Below are 18,748 nucleotides of genomic sequence, written 5' to 3' on the forward strand. Positions count from 1 at the left end.
TTGCGAACAGCATCTATGATAGATGGAGGTTAAACGCAATCCAAAATGGCCGTTCATCCGACGCTCGTGGACGCGCGGCCCGAATTCGTTGAGCCACTCACCTTTCCGTCGTCGCGGTGGAACATCTGCCGAGGCAGTGATACTATCGAATCAAAAGTGACTCTCTACCGAAACAGCAAATGAGCGATAAAGACCCTATCCTGGACCCTTGCCCGATCGCTCGAAGCCTGGCTCTCGTCGGCGATGCGTGGAGCATGCTGATCCTCCGAGACGCACAGATGGGGCTCACGCGCTTCGACCAATTCCGCAAGAGCCTCGGCATTGCGCCGACGATCCTGACTCGGCGGCTAGCGACGTTGACGGAAGAGGGACTGCTGCAGAAGCGGCGCTACTCGGAGCGTCCTCCGCGCGAAGAGTATCTGCTGACGACCGCCGGGCGCGATTTTTTGCCCGTTCTCTTCATGATCGGAGCGTGGGGAAGCCAATATCGTGGCGGGGGTAAGCTGACGCGCTTTTTGGACGCGGAAACAGGGATGGAGATCAAGCCCGTGGCTGTGGATGAGGTCACAGGCGCGAAGATCGGGACACGCCCAATTCGCATTGTCTCGCCGGACAGCGGCTGAAAAACGCGATCTTTTGTCGGGCGTCGACCACCCGAAGAACAGCGGAGCGTTGTCCTTGTCGCGGTCCCGCGACGCCTCGGGCGTGTGTTCGACCAAACGTCGGAAGCCGCCGCGGGCGGGACCTATTATTCGCACCGCCATAAATCTCACGGCTCCGAGGTCGGCGTTCCGCCCAATGCCCTGAATACGCGGACAGCGGCCCTCGCCGTGCCCGCCCGACTGCGAGCGAGCTCGCTTCTGGCGACCAACAATTGCCGATTGGCGTCGAGCGCGTCGGTGAGCGGTATTCCGCCGGCGCGGTAGGCGCTTTGCGCGAGAGTGAGAGCTCGCTTCGCAGCCGAAATCTCCGCCTCCAGCTCTTTCGTTTGCGCCTTGGTCTGGGTGAAGGCGGTAAACGCGTTCTCGACGTCTTCGGCCGCGTGCAAGATCGATTGTCGATATCTGGCGAGCGCCACGGCATTCGCGCCTTCGGCCTGCGCCACCTCGGAGTCGATCTTGCCGAAATCGAACAGCCGCCAGCGCAAGCCCGCGACCGCTTGGGGTTGGAATGTCGCGGATCGGAAGAGATGCGAAACATTCATGCTTTCGAAGCCCAGCAGGCCGGAGATCGAAATTTTTGGATAGTAGCCGGAGATCGCTTCGCCGATCCGCGCATTGGATGATGCGAGTCGCCGCTCGGCGGCGATGACATCCGGCCGGCGCCGTAAGACGTCTATCGGCTTGTCGCCTCCGAAAACGCGAGAAACCGCGGGTATATTCGCAGGCGCTCTCAGTTCCGCCGCATAGGTTCCGGGTTGCGCGCCCATGAGAACGTCGAGGCGATTGAGTTGCGCCTCCAGATCGACACGCAGAGGCGGTAGAGCGCTGCGCGCCTGATAAAGGAGCGCTTCGGCTTGCGCCGTTTCCCGCGCCGACGCGAGGCCGAGGGCGGAACGCTGGCGAACGAGGTCGAGCAGATGCGCGTCGGTCGCGATCTGCCCTTCCGTCGCAGCGATTTGCGCTTGATCTCCACGTATCTGAAAATAGGCGTCAGCGGCGTCGGCCGCCACCGAAATGCGCGTTCCGAGACGAGCCGCCTCGGCGGCTTCGGCCTCGGCGCTCGCCGCCTCGGCGCCGCGACGCAAGCCGCCGAAGACATCGATTTCCCAGCTCGAGCTGATTCCGAGGTCGAACAAAGCCTGGTTCGGATCATAGCCGGGCAGGTTTCTTCCGATTGCGCCGACCGGACTTTCGAGCGACTGCCGGATTTTCACCGCCTGCGCGGTTGCATCCGTGGTCGGCAAAAGTTTGGCGCCGGCCTCCCGCGCGGCGGCGCGAGCCTGCTCGACGCGTGCGAGTGACGCAGCCAGATCGAGATTTTGGTCCAGGGCCCGCCGAATGATGCGCGTCAGCATGGGATCGTCAAATCCCGTCCACCATCGATCCAGTGGCGGCGCATCGTCCCGGCGCGCCGGGAGGGCGCCGACGCTGTGAAAATCGGCGAGCGATATCGTTGGGGCCACATAGTCGGGACCGACGGCGCATCCCGAAACGCTCGCCCCGAATAGTGTCGCCGCCAGAGCGAGGGCCTTGTGATCTCGCGCGAGCGGAGACTTCGGAGTGGAGGCGAATTTCATCGGCTGGGCCTCTTCTATGGGGCAAGAGCGACGCTGCGCCGCCGCGGCGAGCCGCGACTGCTGTCACTTCAGCTCCCCGGCTCAGAAATAGGTTATGAGTGATGATATTGTCAATTCATAACTCGACGCGTAAGATGCGACGCATGCCAGCTATCAATCTGTCGAACGGCTGGAGCGGCCGCGCTCGATGTGATCGCGCGGCCCGGCCGAGGATCGACGAGCCCCATCCGAATAGGAGGCCCGAATGGACGCTGATCGCCAGACCGCTCATCCTCGAATCGTTCCTCCCACGAGCCGAGTTGGATTTGAGCGCACGAATTTGGCATATGGTGGCTCCATGACAAAAAAGAGCGACACAAAAGCTGCTTCCGATTCGCCGCCGGGGCGCCGCGGGCCGGCTGAACACGAGCGGCGCGAGCAGATCGTCAACGCGGCGAACGAGCATTTCCGGCGTTACGGCTATAGCAAGACAACGGTGGCGGACCTCGCCAGAGCGATCGGCCTGTCGACCGCCTATATCTACAAGTTTTTCGACTCGAAGCAGGCGATCGGCGAAGCGGTCAGCGCAGCCGCTCTAGGCGGAATCATCGCCGAGCTGCAGAAGGTCGTGGGCCAAAAGAAGTCGGCCGCCGAGAGGCTTCGCGCTATGTACCAGCGCCTCACGCGTGAAAGCGCGGCGCTCTTCTTCAATGAGCGAAAGCTCCACGAAATCGTGATCACGGCGTGCTCGGAAGCGTGGCGGCCGATCTCGGACTACGAGGACGCAATGCTGGGGCTCATCCGCGAGCTCGTCGCGGAAGGACGCGAGAAGGGCGAATTCGAGCGCAAGACGCCCATCGAGGAAACATGTCGCGCCATCCTTCAGACGATGGAGCTATGCTGGAGTCCTCGCCTTCTCGAGCGGCACCTCGACGATCTCGAGGAGCGTGCGGCAGCCATGGCGAATCTGGTGTTGCGAAGCCTTGCGCCCTAGCTCGCATTCTGTAACGAGTGACTGATTGACAATATCGTCACCAATTATTAATTTGGGTTTCGAGCTTCGCTTGGGACCCCGAACATGCCCAGATTGGAAAAATCGACTATTGCTGCGGCCGCTGTTTTCGCCGCGTTGAGCCTCGCAGCCTGCGGCAAATCCGAACAAGACCCGAGAACCAAGCAGCAGCTTGTCCGAGTCGCGACCGTAGAACGGGCCGGCGCGCCAGAGCGGGCCTTCACAGGCGTCGTCGCCGCGCGCGTGCAGAGCAATCTCGGCTTCCGAGTCGGAGGCAAGGTCATCGAGCGTCTGGTCGACACAGGCCAGAAAGTGCGAGCTCGCCAGCCCGTCATGCGTATCGATTCTGTCGATTATCAGCATGCGATCACCGTTCGAGCCGGCGATGTCACCGCTGCGAAAGCCCGCTACGCTCAGGCGGCGGCCGACGAAGCGCGCTATCGCAAGCTGGTCGGTTCGGGCGCAGTATCCAAATCGGCGTATGATCAGGCAAAAGCCACGGCGGACGCGACGCGAGCGCAATTGGACGCAGCCGAAGCGCAGCTGAAAGTCGCGAAAGACGAGCTCGAATATTCCACTCTGCTCGCGGACGCCGACGGCGTCGTGGTCGAGACGCTCGCCGAGCCCGGCCAAGTCGTTTCCGCAGGCCAGATCGTCGTGAAGCTCGCACACTCCGGGCCGCGCGAAGCGGCCGTCAATCTGCCTGAGACGATACGGCCGTCGATCGGCTCGACGGCGCGGGCGACCGTATACGGGAGCCAGGCCGGCGCGGTCGCGCATCTGAGGCAGCTCTCGGACGCCGCCGATCCGCAGACCCGGACCTTCGAAGCCCGCTACGTGCTGGAAGGGTCGGCGCAGCAAGCGCCGCTCGGCGCGACGGTCACGGTCTACCTCGCCAAGGACGATGCGGCTTCGGCGACCTCGGCGCCGCTCGGAGCGATTTTCGACAAGGGCGATGGACCCGGTGTTTGGATTGTGAATGGCGACACGGTTTCGTTCCGTCCGGTCCAGATCGCGCGCCTCGGCGCGGAAAGAGCAATTCTCCTGAAGGGAGTCGTCGCCGGCGAGCAGGTCGTAGCGCTCGGCGCCCATCTTCTGCACGAAGGCGAACACGTTCGCACCAATGGCGCGCACGCCGAGGCTGGACAGGCTCAGAACGAGAAGGTGGCGAAATGAGCGGCTTCAATCTCTCCGCCCTGGCGGTTCGCGAACGGGCGATCACGCTCTTTCTTCTGATCGCCGTCACCGCGGCCGGCGTCTTCGCCTTCAGCCGGCTCGGCCGCGCGGAAGATCCTGCCTTCACGATCAAGACGCTGATCGTAACCGCGGCCTGGCCGGGCGCGACGGCCGAGGAGATGCAGAATCTCGTCGCCGAGCCGCTCGAGAAGCGGCTGCAAGAACTGCGTTGGTACGATCGAGTCGAGACCTTCACGCGTCCGGGCTTGGCTTTCATGACCCTGACGCTACAGGACAAGACTCCGCCGTCACTCGTTCAGGAGGAGTTCTATCAAGCGCGAAAGAAGCTCGGCGACGAGGCGCATAAGCTGCCCGCCGGCGCGCTCGGTCCTTTCGTGAACGACGAATATTCCGATGTGAGTTTCGCCGTATACGCCGTGAAAGCCCGCGGCATGCAGCCGCGCGAGCTGACGCGTGAGGCGGAAGCGTTGCGCCAACGCTTGCTGCATGTGGCCGGCGTCAAGAAAGTCGACATTCTCGGCGAGCGCCCGGAGCGAATTTTCGTCAACTTCTCCTATGAGCGGCTCGCGACGCTCGGGATAGCCCCGCGTGAAATCATCGATGCGCTCCGGCGTCAGAACGCGGTCACTCCCGCCGGATCGATCGACGCTGACGGGCCGCAGGTCTTCATTCGCATCGACGGCGCCTTCGACAGCCTGCAAAAAATCGCCGACACGCCTTTGGTCAGCGGCGGCCGCGTACTGAAGCTGTCCGACATCGCGGAGGTCACGCGCGGCTATGAGGATCCTGCGACCTATCTGATCCGTCACAATGGCGAGCCGGCCATGGCGCTCAGCCTCGTCATGAAGGAAGGGGTGAACGGCCTCGAGCTCGGGAAAGCGCTGGACGCGGAGGAAGCCAAGATCGCGCAAGAACTGCCGGCCGGGCTCTCCTTCACCAAGGTCAGCGATCAGGCCGTCAATATCACGGAATCGGTCGACGAGTTCATGCTCAAATTCTTCGTCGCCCTGAGTGTGGTCCTCGTCGTGAGCCTGGTCAGTCTCGGTTGGCGCGTCGGCATCGTGGTCGCGGCCGCGGTTCCACTCACCCTTGCGGCGGTTCTCGTCATCATGCTGGTCACGGATCGCGTGTTCGATCGCATCACGCTCGGCGCCTTGATCATCTCGCTCGGACTCCTCGTCGACGATGCGATCATCGCCATCGAGATCATGGTGGTGAAGCTGGAAGAAGGCTTCGACCGTGTCAAAGCTGCGGCCTATGCCTGGAGCAATACCGCCGCGCCGATGCTCTCGGGCACGCTCGTGACCATCATCGGCTTCACGCCTGTCGGATTCGCGCGTTCGACGGCGGGGGAATATGCCGGCAATATTTTCTGGATCGTCGGTTTCGCGCTGATCACGTCTTGGATCGTCGCTGTCGTCTTCACCCCATATTTGGGGGTGAAGCTGCTTCCCGACATCAAGCCGATCGAAGGCGGACATCATGCGATCTACGCGACGCCGAATTATCAAAAGCTTCGACGCTTCATAAGGTCGGCGGTCGACCAGAAATTCAAGGTCGCGGGGATAGTGCTCGGACTATTCGTCCTCGCGGGCGCGGGAATGGGCGCCGTCAAGCAACAATTCTTCCCGACCTCCGATCGACCCGAAGTTCTGGCCGAGGTCCAGATGCCGGAAGGCTCGAGCATCGAGACGACCCGCGCCGCCGCGGCGAAGCTGGAGAATTGGCTGAAGCAGCAGCCCGAAGCGAAGATCGTCACGACCTATATCGGTCAAGGCGCGCCGCGTTTCTTTTTCTCCTATAGTCCCGAGCTCCCCGACCCGTCCTTCGCCAAGCTCATCGTCTTGACGCCGGATGCGGAGGCCCGCGACCGCCTCAAAATTCGCTTGCGAGAACGCGTCGCCGAAGGGCTGGCGCCCGAGGCGCGCATTCGCGTGGCGCAGCTGGTGTTCGGCCCCTACACGCATTTTCCAGTCTTGTTTCGCGTGATGGGACCGGACACGACCAAGCTGCGCGCGATCGCCGATGAGGTGATGGCGGTGATGCGGGCCAATCCGAACACGCGCCAAGTCAATCAGGACTGGGGCGAGCGGGCGCCGACGGTTCACTTTGTGCTGGATCAGGATCGTCTCCAGCTGATCGGCCTCACCTCCATCGACGTGGCGGAGCAGCTGCAGTTTCTGCTCACCGGCGTCACCGCCACTCAGGTGCGGGAGGATATTCGTATAGTCGATGTGGCGGGGCGCAGCGCGGGGCCGGAGCGTCTCGATCCGGTCAAGCTCGGGGACCTCACGCTGACCGGCAAGAGCGGGAATTCGATTCCGCTCAGCCAGATCGGCCACATCGAGATCCGTCCGGAAGAGCCTATTTTGAGGCGGCGTGATCGCACGCCGACGATCACGGTTCAATGCGACATCGACGAGGCGCTCCAGCCGCCGCAGGTCTCGGCGGAAATCCAAACGGCGCTGGCGCCGATCATCGCGCGCCTTCCCGATCAATATCGGATCGAGATGGGCGGCAACGCCGAGGAATCGAACAAGGCCAATTCGGCGTTGGTTCCGATCTTCCCGATCATGATTCTCTTCACGCTGTTCGTCATCGTCCTTCAAGTTCGGTCCCTGCCGGCGATGGGAATGGTGTTTCTGACCGCTCCTCTCGGATTGCTCGGCACGGTTCCAATCCTGCTGCTGTTCGGACAGCCCTTCGGCTTCAATGCAATCCTGGGACTGATCGGCCTCTCCGGCATTCTGATGCGCAACACGTTAATTCTGATCGGTCAGATTCAGACCAATGAGGCCGAGGGCTTAGACACCTATCATGCGGTCATCGAGGCGACTGTCCAACGCGCGCGCCCTGTGATCTTGACGGCGCTCGCCGCCGTCCTCGCTTTCATTCCGCTGACCCACTCGGTGTTCTGGGGCTCCATGGCCTACACGCTGATCGGAGGGACGGCAGTCGGCACGGTCCTGATCCTGCTCTTCCTTCCGGCGCTCTACGCCATCTGGTTCAAAGTGACGCCTGCGGGCGCGAGTCCAATGCCTGAACATGACGGCCTCGGTCTCTCGACCGGCCGCCCTACGTCTCATCATGTGGGTTTGGAGGTCGGTTCGAAACCATAACTCCAATGCGGCGCCAGCGTAATGACCGCTCAATGCGATGAGGCCCCCTCGTCTCGAGCCGATCGGCAAGGAGTCATGACATGGAAATCGCAGGAAAACTTGCGCTCGTGACTGGCGCCTCCAGCGGCATCGGCGCCGCGACGGCGCGCGCGCTCGCCGGCAAAGGAGCGCGCGTCATCCTGGTCGCGCGTTCGGGCGACAAGCTGGCGCAATTGGCGCGAGAGCTCGAAGCGGCGGGGGGCAGCGCGCTCGCCATAGAGTGCGATCTTTCGAACTCCGATGAGATATCTCGTATGGGCGAACAAGTGCTCGAAAAGGCCGGAACGCCCGATATCATCATCAACAATGCCGGCTCCGGTCGCTGGCTCCCGACTGTCGAAACGACTCCACAGGAAGCTCGACAGATGATCGAGCTCCCTTATCTCGCCGCGTTCGACGTTACGAGAGTGTTCCTTCCGCGATTGTTGGCGGCCGGGAACGGCCATATCGTCAATGTGACCTCTCCGGCGTCTTACATGGTGTGGCCGAATGCAGCCGCTTACATTGCCGCACGCCAAGCATTGAAAGGCTTTTCGGATGCGCTGCGCATGGAAGTCGAAGCCAAAGGCGTGTTCGTCAGCCTCGTCGTGCTCGGACTCGTGGAGAGCAGCTATTGGGAGCATAATCCCGGAAGCAGAGAACATGCTTCGAAAGCCATTCCACCGTTGACGACGGATCAGGCTGCAGATGCGATCATCAAGGCAATCGAGCGACGGAAGCGACGTTTGGTTTCACCGGCGATCTTCCGGGCGATCTTTCTATTGCGGGCGCTGTTTTCCTGAAGCGCCGCCAGGAACGCCTGCGTCAGCATCACGATCGATAGCCGCTATGCGCCCCAACCACTGACCACGCGCGAAAAAGCGCGACTGCGCTCACGCGACATGGCGCCACGCGATGCTCGCATACTGCGAGATCTGTGAAGTTGCATAGAATCACCTAAGTCGACACGGAGACACACTATGAAAACGCGTGAGATCGTCATCTGTAGCCCGGTCCGGACGGCAATCGGAGCCTTCGGGGGTGCACTCAAGGAGGTCTCGGCGACAACACTCGGCTCGACGGTCGTCGCGGAGACGCTGCGTCGGTCGGGTCTCGACCCGACCCGAGTCGACGGCGTCGTGATGGGCAATGTCATCCAGGCCGGCAACCGCATGAACCCGGCTCGGCAGGCCGCGATCGGCGGCGGGCTGCCGGTGAGCGTTCCCGCAATGACCGTAAACCGTGTCTGTGGGTCTGGCGCCCAAGCCATCGCTACGGCCGCCACGGAAATCGTCGCAGGTGAGATCGACGTTGCGATCGCGGGCGGATTGGAGAGCATGGACCGCGCGCCGTACCTTCTCGGCAACGGCCGTTGGGGCTACCGGATGGGGGCCGCCGAGATCTTCGACAGCGCCGTGACCGACGGCCTCGAGGATGCATTCTCCGGCAAACATTCCGGTTGGCACACCGAAGATCTCGTCGCCCGCGCCGGACTGACGCGGGAACAGCAGGACGCATTCGCCGTTCGCTCGCAGCAGGCTTTCTCCCGCGCGCGCGAGGCCGGTCTCCTCACGGACGAGATTGTGCCGGTCGAGGCGCCCGGTCGGAAGGGAAGCGTGCGGTTCACGGTCGACGAAGCACCACGTCCAGACACCACGATCGAGATACTCGCAAAGCTTCGGCCAGCTTTTAGAGACGGCGGGACCATAACGGCCGGAAACGCGCCAGGTCTGAACAGCGGCGCCGCGGCCATGGTCGTCGCCGAACGCGGATTCGCGGAGGCGAATGGGATCGCGCCCATGGGCAGGCTGGTGGCCTCGGCTGTGGCTGCGGTCGAGCCAGGCCTGTTCGGCATCGGTCCTGTGCCCGCCGTCCGAAAGGCGCTGGACCGTGCGGGTTGGAAGCTGGCGGACGTAGAGCGTTTCGAAATCAACGAAGCATTCGCCGCAGTGCCTCTTGCTGTCGCCGCCGAACTCGCGATACCGCTGGACCTCGTAAACGTGGAGGGGGGAGCGATCGCGCACGGCCATCCGATCGGGGCGACCGGCGCGGTCCTCGTAACACGCCTCCTCTATTCGATGCGGCGGGACGGGCTCAGGCGTGGCGTCGTCACGCTCTGCATCGGAGGCGGGCAAGGCATCGCCCTTGCCTTAGAAGCGAAATAACTCGATGCGAGGAGGCTGAAGGGATGGCCTTCCGCGACCTTCTCGTCGAAGCGCGCAGGGAGCTCGGCCGGCAGCTGCTGTCGAGCCATCGGCCGAAATCGACGAGGCGGCATGCCTTCTCGGCTATCAGGATACGAGCTCCTTCTACCGCGCCTTTCGGGAGTGGGAAGGCATGACGTCGAGCCGATGGCGCAAGCTCAACGGAGCGCACATAGACCGCCTCAAGGTCGCAGTTGCACCTGCAATGAGCCTCGCGCGACGCTCGGATAGGGCGGCTCGGCCATTGGCACGATCCGCAAACTGATTGGCGTCACAGCGAAAGGCGCGAACGTTCTCGAATGCTATCGAGAGAACAGCAGCAGTGGCTGCAAGCATCTCGCATCGGGAGACGTCTGGGTGGAAGCCGCCCTCGAGTGCGGCGACAAGGTCGTCGCGACTGCTAGATCCACGCAAAGCCTCTTCGAGAAGGCGCAGCGCGTGGCGCTTTCCGAGCGTGAGCTCGCCTCGGAATCGACGATCTCGCACTTCGAGATTCTGCCAGACGCTCACGCTCTGCCGCACACATCCTGCACCCCGGTCGATCTTAATCGCGGATCGATCCAGCGCGTTTCGGGGCGCATCATGATGATCAGCGGCTATTTCGCGTCATCGGTCGAATGTTCGGTGGCATTTCCGCTCGCTCCGCGCACGACGTCTTCCAATATTCGCTGCATGAGGTTCACGACCACTCGTCGGTCGAGTTCGGGATCGCGTAGGGACAGCGCTTTCATGCCGTCGATCATCGCGATCATGACAGTGGCGGCGGCCTCTACGTCGAGGCCGGGTTGGACGGCGCCGCATCGCTGTCCGTTGCTCAGCACATCCGCGAGGATGGCGCGCAGGCTGCGGCTGTGCGCACGAACGATCTCCGCCATGGCGGGGTTGCGCGCGCTCTCCGACAACATCTCGAAGAAGAGTTCCGAGCCGGAATTGGGGCCGCTCGGCGCCAGTCTGCCGATCTCCGTCATCAGCGCAGTCGCGACATCGCTCTCCTTCGCTGATAGCTGCTCGAAACGGCTCCGAACCCCGCCCAGCCAAGCCTCCGACATCGTGGCGACGATCGCGTCCTTACTGTCGAAGTAGTAGTAGAGGTGGCCGGGGCTAATGCCCGCCTCCTTGCAAATGTCCGAGATCGACGCGCCCTTGAGCCCGCTGCGCTCGAAACAGCGTCTGGCGGCCGCCAGAATTTCCTGCCGCTTCTCCTCGTGACGGACGGGATCGAGCTTCCTCATGCTGCTCCTTCGAATTTTATAGAGTGTTGGCTCTATCTATCTTGACATGCTGCTCCGCGTGGACGTTTATAGATAGATCGATCGTTCTAATAAATGAGTTTCCGATGAGGCTGCATCGTCTGGGAGCAAATGGTCCCGAACTGCCCGCCCTCGGCCTTGGCTGCATGGGCATGTCGCCCCTTCGTCCGCGCCCGGGCGGTCATGACGCGGCGAAGGACGCGGAGAGCATAGCGACGATCCAGGCCGCGCTCGACGCCGGAATCCGGCTGATCGACACCGGCGATTTCTACGGCATGGGGCACAATGAGCTGCTGGTGCGAGAGGCGCTGCGCGGCCGTCGTGATCAGGCTTTTCTCAGTGTCAAATTCGGAATGTTGGTCGCGCCGGGCGGTCAACCGCTCGGCCTCGACATCGGCCCTCGCGCCATGAAGAATTTCTGCTCCTATTCGCTGGAGCGGCTCGATACCGATGCGATCGATCTCTACCAGCCTGGGCGCGTCCCGACGTCGCTGCCGATCGAGGAGACTGTGGGCGCCATCGCCGACCTCATCAAAGAGGGCAAGGTCCGCTATCTCGGCCTCTCGGAAGTGACGGGAGAACAGCTGCGTCGCGCGCATGCGGTTCATCCGGTGACGGCGGTCGAGATCGAATATTCCTTGGCCGGCCGCGCGATCGAGGACGATCTCTTGCCGGCGGCGCGTGAGCTCGGCGTCGGCATCGTCGCCTATAGCGTCGCGGCGCAGGGGCTTCTGACCGGCGCGCTCGAGGGCCCGCTGCCCGCCGACGACGCCCGCAACCGGACGCCGCGCCTGCAGGGCGAGGCCCTCGCGAAGAATCTCGAGGTGGTCGCCGAATTCAAATCCTTTGCGGAGACGAGGGGCTGGACGCCGACACAACTCGCCGCCGCCTGGGTGACGGCGCAGGGCGAGGATATCGTCGCGCTCATCGGCATGAGCCGCCGCGATCGAATTCACGAGAATCTGGCGGCGGCCGATATCCGTCTCTCGACTGACGATCTCGCCGCGCTCGACCGCATGTTCGCGCCGGGCGCCATCGTGGGAGACCGCTATGCGCCGCAGATCTTGCAGATGTGGCGTTCGTGATCCGAGCCCGAGGAGCAGACAGCATGTCCAAAACATATTCGGGCTTCACGGAAGCCGACGTTTCCGCGCAAGCGGGCAAATGCTTCGTCGTCACCGGGGCCAACAGCGGCCTCGGCTTCGAGGCGTCGCGCGCGCTCGCAGCGCGCGGCGCGCGCGTCATCCTCGCCTGCCGCGATGAAAACAAGGCGCATGACGCGATGCGCCGCATCAAGCAGACGACGCCCGGCGCCGATCTGCGCTTCCTTTCTTACGACCAGAGCGATCTCGATAGCATCCGCCACGCGGCCGAGGAGATCGAGCGTGAGCCGCGTATCGACGTCTTGGTCAACAATGCCGGCGTGATGATTCCTCCGCTCATGCGAACGAAACAGGGCTTCGAGCTTCAGTTCGGCGTCAACCATCTCGGCTGCTTCGCCTTCACTTCGCTGCTTTTGCCGAAACTCGCAGCGACACACGGCTCGCGCGTCGTCGTGACGGCCAGCCTCGCCCACACATCCGGCAGAATCGATTGGGACGATCTCAACGCCGAGAAGAGCTACGAGAGGTGGCCGCGCTACGCCATGAGCAAGCTCGCCAATCTCCTCTACCTGTTCGAGCTCGACCGGCGCCTGCGGATAGCGGGATCGAGCGTGACGGCAGCTGGATGTCATCCGGGCTTTGCGACGACCGATCTCGGCCGGCATATGCCGGGCATCGGCATTCTCTGGATGCTGTTCCGTCCATTTTCGAACACGCCGGCAATGGGAGCCTGGCCGACATTGCTCGCCGCCGCCGGCCCGGCTGCGCCCGGCGAATATTACGGCCCGCAGGGGTTCCGGGAAATCAAGGGATCGGCTGGCGTGGCGCGTCGCGCCCATCAGGCCACGGATCCGGAACTCGCGCGAAGGCTTTGGGATGTATCGATCGAGATGACGGACGTCGATCCCTGTCTTCCTCCATGAGGTCGCCAATGAAATGGAGCCGGACGACGGCGTGATACAGGTCTTTGACCTCGGCGTGGTAAATCTGACTGAAGGCGCCGCCGAAAGCGAGATGAAGGCGCTCGCCCGTAACGGAATGAATGAGGCCGAAACCCGCGCCCGGCGGTTTTGATCCGAGTGCATAGATTCCGCTTGGAGCAACCAAGAGTTCAGGCATTCTAAACAGAAACGGCCCCGAAGGGCCGTTACCAACTATCAGATTATCATTGATTTTTTTTGTAGCGGGCGAAGGGATTCGAACCCTCGACCCCAACCTTGGCAAGCCTGGACAAGCTTTGGGGCCGAATTTGGTGACAAGGTGGTGACTTGAACAACCGCGTCGAGCTGCTGCCCGGCCACACACAACAAATAATACCTATTTTTCAAATGTTTAATTGGTGCCGGTTGCAGGATTCGAACCCGCGACCTACTGATTACAAATCAGTTGCTCTACCAGCTGAGCTAAACCGGCGCCTCGACCGAACGATTTGCGTTGCGGCGTCGGCATCTCTATACGCCGCCCTGTCGCTTCGGAAAAGAGCGCAGCCGCCGGGGCCGGTGGGCTTTTCGCTCGGTGGGGCGGTCCTCGCGGCGAGAATTTGTTCTGGGAGCGGCCGCCGCATCAGCCAAAGCCGCGGCGTTGCGCGGCGCGGGGCGAGGTGCTATCTAAAACTGCAGCATCGCCACGAATCGCCGTTCGAGATCGCTGCTTTTCGAGGCTGTGCAGGGCGCTCGCATGGAAAGCCGCAGAATTCTCGTCACCGGTGGCGCAGGCTTTCTCGGGTCGCATCTTTGTGAGCGGCTGCTCGCCTCAGGACACGAAGTCCTCTGCGTCGACAATTTCTTCACCGGCCAGCGCAGAAACGTCCATCATCTGCTCGATCACAATAATTTCGAGCTGCTGCGCCACGACATCACCTTTCCGCTCTTCGTCGAGGTCGACGAGATTTATAATCTCGCCTGCCCCGCCTCGCCGATCCATTACCAATTCGATCCGGTGCAGACGACCAAGACCAGCGTGATCGGCGCGATCAACATGCTCGGCCTCGCCAAACGGCTGAAGGTCAAGGTGTTTCAGGCCTCCACATCGGAGGTCTACGGCGACCCTTCCGTGCATCCACAGCCGGAATCCTATTGGGGCAACGTCAATCCGCTGGGGCCGCGCGCCTGCTATGACGAAGGAAAGCGCTGCGCCGAAACCTTGTTCTTCGACTATCATCGGCAGCACAGGCTGAAGATCAAGGTCGTGCGCATCTTCAATACTTATGGGCCGCGCATGCACGCCCGCGACGGGCGCGTCGTCTCCAATTTCATCGTGCAGGCGCTCAAGGGCGAGCCGATCACCATCTATGGCGAAGGCCAGCAGACGCGCTCCTTCTGCTATGTCGACGATCTCATCAGCGGCTTCACCGCGCTCATGAATTCGCCCGACGACATCGTCGGCCCCATCAATATCGGCAATCCGAACGAGTTCACCATTCGGCAGCTCGCCGAGCAGGTGATCGACCTCACCGGCTCCTCCTCCAAGCTCGTTTTCGAGCCGCTGCCGGCGGACGATCCCAAGCAGCGCAGGCCGGATATTTCCGCGGCCGAGCGCCTGCTCGGCTGGGGACCGACCATTCAATTGCGCGAGGGGCTGCTGCGCACCATCGCCTATTTCGACGAGCTGCTGCGCGAGGCCTGAGCCGCGTTCTGACAGCGTGGCCGGGCGCGGAGCGACAATTATTCAGCGCGCGCGGGCGGCATGAAAATGCGCGCCAGACCGTCTCATATTCGAAGCTGCGTGGCGGATATATTGCATCCATCGCTTGTTTTCGCCACGGATTTCACCCATGCACAGTTCAGCGCCGCCGCAATTCGAACGCCTGGCCGATCGCATTTACGAGGCCGCGGTCGTTCCAGAGCTGTGGCCGGAGGTGCTGGACGCAGTCTCGACGCTCAGCGGCTCTTTCGGCGGCATTCTGTTCGCGGCCAATTCGCAATTCTCCGGCTGGACCGCATCGCCGCGCATCGCGCCCATGTTCGCGCAATTCGTCGAGCAGGGATGGGCGGCGCGCAATCCGCGACCGGCGCGCGGGCTCTCCTTCGGCGCCGCGGGCTTCGTCAGCGACCATGAGCTGTTCACGCCCGAGGAAATGGACGCCGATCCGACGTACGGCTATCTGCGCGGCGTCGGACTCGGCTGGTGCGCCGGCCGCATAGCCGTCCCGCCCTCGGGCGACATGCTGATCTTCAGCTGGGAGAGGCGCTTCGTCGACGGCCCTTTCGATCGCGCCATGCTCGACGCGCTGGATGCGATCGGCGGCCATCTCGCCCGCGCGGCGCTGATCGCGGCCCGGCTCGGCCTCGAGCGGGCGCGCGCCGCCGCGGAGACGATGCGCGCGCTCGGGCTGCCGGCGGCCGTGCTGTCGCGCGCGCATCGGCTGCTGCTCGCCAATGATCTCTTCGCGCGCTTCGTGCCGTCGCTGGTGCAGGATCGGCGTGAGCGCGCCGTGATCGCCGATCCGCGCGCCGATGCGCTGTTCGCGCAGGCGCTCGCCCGGCTGCGCGTCGTCGGCGCGCCGACCGGCGTGCAATCGCTGCCTGTGCCCGCGCGCGAGGGCGGGCCGCCGCTGGTCCTGCATCTCGCGCCGATCCGCGGCGCCGCCCAGGATGTGTTCGCGGCCGGCGATGTGCTGCTGATCGTCACCGAGCTCGCCGTCGGCGCCGCGCCCAGCGCCGGCCTGCTGCAAGGGCTGTTCGACCTCACCCCCGCGGAGGCGCGCGTCGCCCGCGCCATCGCCGCGGGCCGCGCCGCCTCCGAGATCGCGCGCGAGCATGGCGTCTCGGGCGAGACGATTCGCTCGCAGTTGCGCGCCATTTTCGCCAAAACCGGCGTGTCGCGTCAGGTGGAGCTGGTGCGCCTGCTGTCGGGCGCGACGCTGCCCTGATCGCATCTCCTCCATTCGGGGGATACGCCGCGAGCGCAGCCGCTATAGGAGGGAACGCAGCCCTTTCTCGCCGAAAGGCCAGCGATGCGCTTTCGCGCCGCAGACGGCGCGCGGAGACTTTTGTGATCGACGGACGGCTGGACGATGGCGAATGGGCGCTCTGCGCGGGCTTCGTCATCGAGACGGGGACCAAGCGCGGGCGGCCGCCGCGCTATGGCAATTGGAGCTCGGTTTATCGGCAGTTTCTGCGCTGGGCCGTCGCCGGCCAATGGCTCCTATTGAATGAGGCGGCGAAAGCCGCCGGCGGCGCGGAGCTGGAGGCCGCGCTCGCCGCCGTTTGCGCCCTGCCCGGCCGCCGCAAGGCGCGCTGATCAGAAGCTCGGGTCTATGCCGCCTGTCGCCAGAAAATGCTCGAGCCAGTGGATGTCATAGACGCCATTCTGCACATCGGCGTTGCGCACCAGCGTGCGGAACAGCGGCAACGTCGTGTCCACGCCGTCGATGATGAACTCGTCCAGCGAGCGCCGCAGCCGCATCAGCGCCTCGGTGCGGTTGCGGCCGTGGACGATGAGCTTGCCGATCAGCGAATCATAATTGGGCGGGATCGTGTAGCCCTGATAGGCGGAGGAATCGACGCGCACGCCGACGCCGCCCGGCGGATGATAATAGGCGATGCGTCCTGGAGAGGGCCGAAAGCTCGACGGATGCTCGGCGTTCACGCGGCATTCGATCGCATGGCCCCAGAACCAGATATCCTCCTGCCGCAGCGACAGAGGCGAGCCGGCGGCGACGCGGATCTGCTCGCTGACGAGATCGACGCCGGTCACGGCCTCCGTCACCGGATGCTCGACCTGGATACGGGTGTTCATCTCTATGAAATAGAAGGCGCCGTTCTCATAGAGGAACTCGATCGTTCCGGCGCCGGCATAATGCATCTCGCGCATCGCCTTGGCGCAGATCTCGCCGATCTCCGCGCGCTGCTCGTCATTGAGCGCGGGCGAAGGGCTCTCCTCCCACACCTTCTGGTGGCGGCGCTGCAGCGAGCAATCGCGCTCGCCGAGATGGATCGCCTGCCCCTTGCCGTCGCCGAAAATCTGAATCTCGATATGGCGCGGCTTGTCGAGATATTTCTCGAGATAGACGGTGTCGTCGCCGAAGGCGGCCTTGGCCTCGGCGCGCGCGGTGGCGATGGCCGAATGCAGCTCCGCCTCGCTGCGGGCGACCTTCATGCCGCGGCCGCCGCCGCCGGAGGCCGCTTTCACCAGCACCGGATAGCCGATCTTCGCGGCGACCTTCGCGCCCTCTTTCCCATCGGCGATGGGGCCGTCGGAGCCCGGCACGCAGGGAATGCCGAGGCGCTTCGCCGTCGCCTTGGCCTCGATCTTGTCGCCCATCAGGCGGATATGCTCGGCCTTGGGACCGATGAAGGTGAGTCCGTGCTCGGAGACGATCTCGGCGAAGCGGGCGTTCTCCGAGAGAAAGCCATAGCCCGGATGCACGGCGTCGGCGCCGGTGATCTCGCAGGCGGAGAGCAGCGCCGGAATGTTGAGATAGGATTCGCGCGCCGCCGGCGGACCGATGCAGACCGATTCGTCGGCGAGCTTCACATGCATGGCGTCGGCGTCCGCCGTCGAATGCACGGCCACTGTGGCGATGCCGAGCTCCTTGGCGGCGCGCAGAATGCGAAGCGCGATCTCGCCGCGATTGGCGATGAGGATTTTGTCGAACATGGGCGCCCTACTCGATCACGAGGAGCGGTTCGCCATATTCGACCGGCTGTCCGTCTTCGACCAATATGGCCGTCACCACGCCGCCCTTGGGCGCGACAATGTCGTTGAAGGTTTTCATCGCCTCGATGAGCAGCAGCTTGTCGCCGGCGGTGACGCGGGCGCCGACCTCGACGAAAGGCTTGGCGTCCGGGCTCGGCCGCAGATAGGCGGTGCCGACCATGGGCGATTTCAGCGCATCGGCGTGCTCGGCAGGAGCGGCCGGAGCCGGCGCAGCGGACCGGGCGGCGGGCGCCGCAGCGGGGATCGGCGCCGGCGCATAGGCTGCGGCCGGCAGAGCGATGGTCGCATGGGTGGGCGCGGCCGGCGTGCGCGCGGCGCGAATGCGCAAATCGCCCTTCTGGACCTCGATCTCGGTCAGATCGCTTTCGCCGAGCAGGCGCGCGATCTCACGCAGCAGCTCGGTGTCGACGCCGGCGGCTCCGGCGGCGGCGGCTTTCGGTTTTGCGGCTTGGGTGGCAGTGCGACGAGTCTGGACTTTGCGCGCCATGATTGCTCAGGTCTTTCTTTCTTCTCGATCGAACAATGCGTTCAGCGCCAGCACATAGGAATCGGCTCCGAAACCGGCGATGACGCCGCGAGCCACAGGCGCGATGAAGGAGTGACGCCGAAAACTCTCCCGTGCATGCACATTGGAGAGATGCACCTCGACGACCGTCGCTCCCGAGCCCTTTATGGCGTCGTAGAGCGCGATCGACGTGTGGGTGAAGGCGCCGGCGTTCAAAATGACCGGCGCGCCGGCCTTGCCCGCCTCTTGTATCCAATCCACGAGGTCGCCCTCATGGTTGGACTGCCGGAACAAAAGCTCGATCCCGCGGGCGGCGCAAATCTCGGCCAGCCGCGTTTTTATGTCGTCGAGCGTCGCGCGGCCGTAGACGTCGGGCTCGCGCGTCCCGAGCAGATTGAGATTTGGACCGTTTAGAACATGGACGGCGGGCATAAAGGGTCCTGACGAAGGGCGCGCGCCGC

General features: G+C 63.6%; 18 protein-coding genes and 1 tRNA gene. 13 read left to right on the forward strand and 6 right to left on the reverse strand.

The features are described 5' to 3' along the window. The first annotated feature begins 179 nt into the window (after positions 1 to 179). Positions 180 to 623 (forward strand): helix-turn-helix domain-containing protein, encoded by a 444-nt coding sequence (locus GYH34_RS16300; RefSeq protein WP_161914500.1) that lies wholly within the window; start codon positions 180 to 182, stop codon positions 621 to 623. 146 nt (positions 624 to 769) lie between these two features. Here GYH34_RS16300 and GYH34_RS16305 read toward each other — a convergent pair whose 3' ends face one another. Next, the gene (locus tag GYH34_RS16305) at positions 770 to 2,239 is read right to left on the reverse strand and encodes a TolC family protein (RefSeq protein WP_161914501.1); all 1,470 of its coding nucleotides are present in this window, start codon (positions 2,237 to 2,239) and stop codon (positions 770 to 772) included. 244 nt (positions 2,240 to 2,483) lie between these two features. On the opposite strand from GYH34_RS16305, the gene GYH34_RS16310 reads away from it, so the two are divergent. The 6 genes from GYH34_RS16310 (at position 2,484) to GYH34_RS16335 (ending at position 10,033) form a co-directional block, all read left to right on the forward strand. After that, on the forward strand, positions 2,484 to 3,212 hold the full coding sequence (locus GYH34_RS16310; RefSeq protein WP_244635168.1) for a TetR/AcrR family transcriptional regulator: 729 nt from the start codon (positions 2,484 to 2,486) through the stop codon (positions 3,210 to 3,212). Between the two features lie 84 nt (positions 3,213 to 3,296). After that, the gene (locus GYH34_RS16315; protein ID WP_174242415.1) at positions 3,297 to 4,406 is read left to right on the forward strand and encodes an efflux RND transporter periplasmic adaptor subunit; all 1,110 of its coding nucleotides are present in this window, start codon (positions 3,297 to 3,299) and stop codon (positions 4,404 to 4,406) included. Continuing rightward, positions 4,403 to 7,546, forward strand: coding sequence for an efflux RND transporter permease subunit (locus GYH34_RS16320; RefSeq protein WP_161914502.1), 3,144 nt, complete (start codon positions 4,403 to 4,405; stop codon positions 7,544 to 7,546). Before GYH34_RS16315 ends, GYH34_RS16320 begins: the two co-directional genes overlap by 4 nt. Before the next feature lie 80 nt (positions 7,547 to 7,626). Then, positions 7,627 to 8,367 carry an SDR family NAD(P)-dependent oxidoreductase gene (locus GYH34_RS16325; RefSeq protein ID WP_161914503.1) on the forward strand — a complete coding sequence of 247 codons (741 nt, stop codon included), beginning with the start codon at positions 7,627 to 7,629 and terminating at the stop codon, positions 8,365 to 8,367. A gap of 177 nt (positions 8,368 to 8,544) precedes the next feature. Beyond that, positions 8,545 to 9,729 (forward strand): thiolase family protein, encoded by a 1,185-nt coding sequence (locus GYH34_RS16330; RefSeq protein WP_161914504.1) that lies wholly within the window; start codon positions 8,545 to 8,547, stop codon positions 9,727 to 9,729. Between the two features lie 97 nt (positions 9,730 to 9,826). Beyond that, on the forward strand, positions 9,827 to 10,033 hold the full coding sequence (locus GYH34_RS16335) for a hypothetical protein (protein ID WP_348983919.1): 207 nt from the start codon (positions 9,827 to 9,829) through the stop codon (positions 10,031 to 10,033). Between the two features lie 331 nt (positions 10,034 to 10,364). On the opposite strand, the gene GYH34_RS16340 is transcribed toward GYH34_RS16335, so the two are convergent. Further along, the gene (locus GYH34_RS16340; RefSeq protein WP_161914505.1) at positions 10,365 to 11,000 is read right to left on the reverse strand and encodes a TetR/AcrR family transcriptional regulator; all 636 of its coding nucleotides are present in this window, start codon (positions 10,998 to 11,000) and stop codon (positions 10,365 to 10,367) included. Between the two features lie 104 nt (positions 11,001 to 11,104). Between GYH34_RS16340 and GYH34_RS16345 the strand changes: the two genes are divergently transcribed. Genes GYH34_RS16345 through GYH34_RS16355 form a run of 3 tightly spaced genes read left to right on the forward strand, consistent with a single transcriptional unit; the run spans position 11,105 to position 13,195 of the window. After that, positions 11,105 to 12,103, forward strand: coding sequence for an aldo/keto reductase (locus GYH34_RS16345; protein ID WP_161914506.1), 999 nt, complete (start codon positions 11,105 to 11,107; stop codon positions 12,101 to 12,103). A 23-nt stretch (positions 12,104 to 12,126) separates the two neighbouring features. Next, on the forward strand, positions 12,127 to 13,044 hold the full coding sequence (locus tag GYH34_RS16350) for an oxidoreductase (RefSeq protein ID WP_161914507.1): 918 nt from the start codon (positions 12,127 to 12,129) through the stop codon (positions 13,042 to 13,044). A 13-nt stretch (positions 13,045 to 13,057) separates the two neighbouring features. Next, positions 13,058 to 13,195 (forward strand): hypothetical protein, encoded by a 138-nt coding sequence (locus GYH34_RS16355; RefSeq protein ID WP_161914508.1) that lies wholly within the window; start codon positions 13,058 to 13,060, stop codon positions 13,193 to 13,195. Between the two features lie 263 nt (positions 13,196 to 13,458). On the opposite strand, the gene GYH34_RS16360 is transcribed toward GYH34_RS16355, so the two are convergent. Beyond that, a tRNA-Thr gene (locus GYH34_RS16360) sits at positions 13,459 to 13,534 on the reverse strand. Positions 13,535 to 13,798: 264 nt separating this feature from the next. Here GYH34_RS16360 and GYH34_RS16365 point away from each other — a divergent pair. The 3 genes from GYH34_RS16365 (at position 13,799) to GYH34_RS16375 (ending at position 16,363) form a co-directional block, all read left to right on the forward strand. Further along, complete coding sequence (locus GYH34_RS16365; protein WP_161914509.1) at positions 13,799 to 14,746, forward strand: UDP-glucuronic acid decarboxylase family protein; 948 nt, start codon at positions 13,799 to 13,801, stop codon at positions 14,744 to 14,746. 148 nt (positions 14,747 to 14,894) lie between these two features. Then, complete coding sequence (locus GYH34_RS16370) at positions 14,895 to 15,992, forward strand: helix-turn-helix transcriptional regulator (RefSeq protein ID WP_161914510.1); 1,098 nt, start codon at positions 14,895 to 14,897, stop codon at positions 15,990 to 15,992. A 122-nt stretch (positions 15,993 to 16,114) separates the two neighbouring features. After that, a complete protein-coding gene (locus GYH34_RS16375; protein WP_161914511.1) occupies positions 16,115 to 16,363 on the forward strand; it encodes a transposase in 249 nt (82 codons plus the stop codon). On the opposite strand, the gene accC is transcribed toward GYH34_RS16375, so the two are convergent. From accC to aroQ, 3 genes are read right to left on the reverse strand one after another with little or no spacing between them, the layout of a single operon-like run. Further along, positions 16,364 to 17,722, reverse strand: a complete 1,359-nt coding sequence (gene accC / locus GYH34_RS16380; RefSeq protein ID WP_161914512.1) for an acetyl-CoA carboxylase biotin carboxylase subunit — start codon at positions 17,720 to 17,722, stop codon at positions 16,364 to 16,366. A 7-nt stretch (positions 17,723 to 17,729) separates the two neighbouring features. Beyond that, positions 17,730 to 18,269 carry an acetyl-CoA carboxylase biotin carboxyl carrier protein gene (accB, locus tag GYH34_RS16385; RefSeq protein ID WP_174242416.1) on the reverse strand — a complete coding sequence of 180 codons (540 nt, stop codon included), beginning with the start codon at positions 18,267 to 18,269 and terminating at the stop codon, positions 17,730 to 17,732. A gap of 6 nt (positions 18,270 to 18,275) precedes the next feature. Beyond that, the gene (aroQ, locus tag GYH34_RS16390; RefSeq protein ID WP_161914513.1) at positions 18,276 to 18,719 is read right to left on the reverse strand and encodes a type II 3-dehydroquinate dehydratase; all 444 of its coding nucleotides are present in this window, start codon (positions 18,717 to 18,719) and stop codon (positions 18,276 to 18,278) included. Positions 18,720 to 18,748 lie beyond the last annotated feature (29 nt).

This window comes from Methylosinus sp. C49 (assembly GCF_009936375.1).
GTDB lineage: Bacteria > Pseudomonadota > Alphaproteobacteria > Rhizobiales > Beijerinckiaceae > Methylosinus.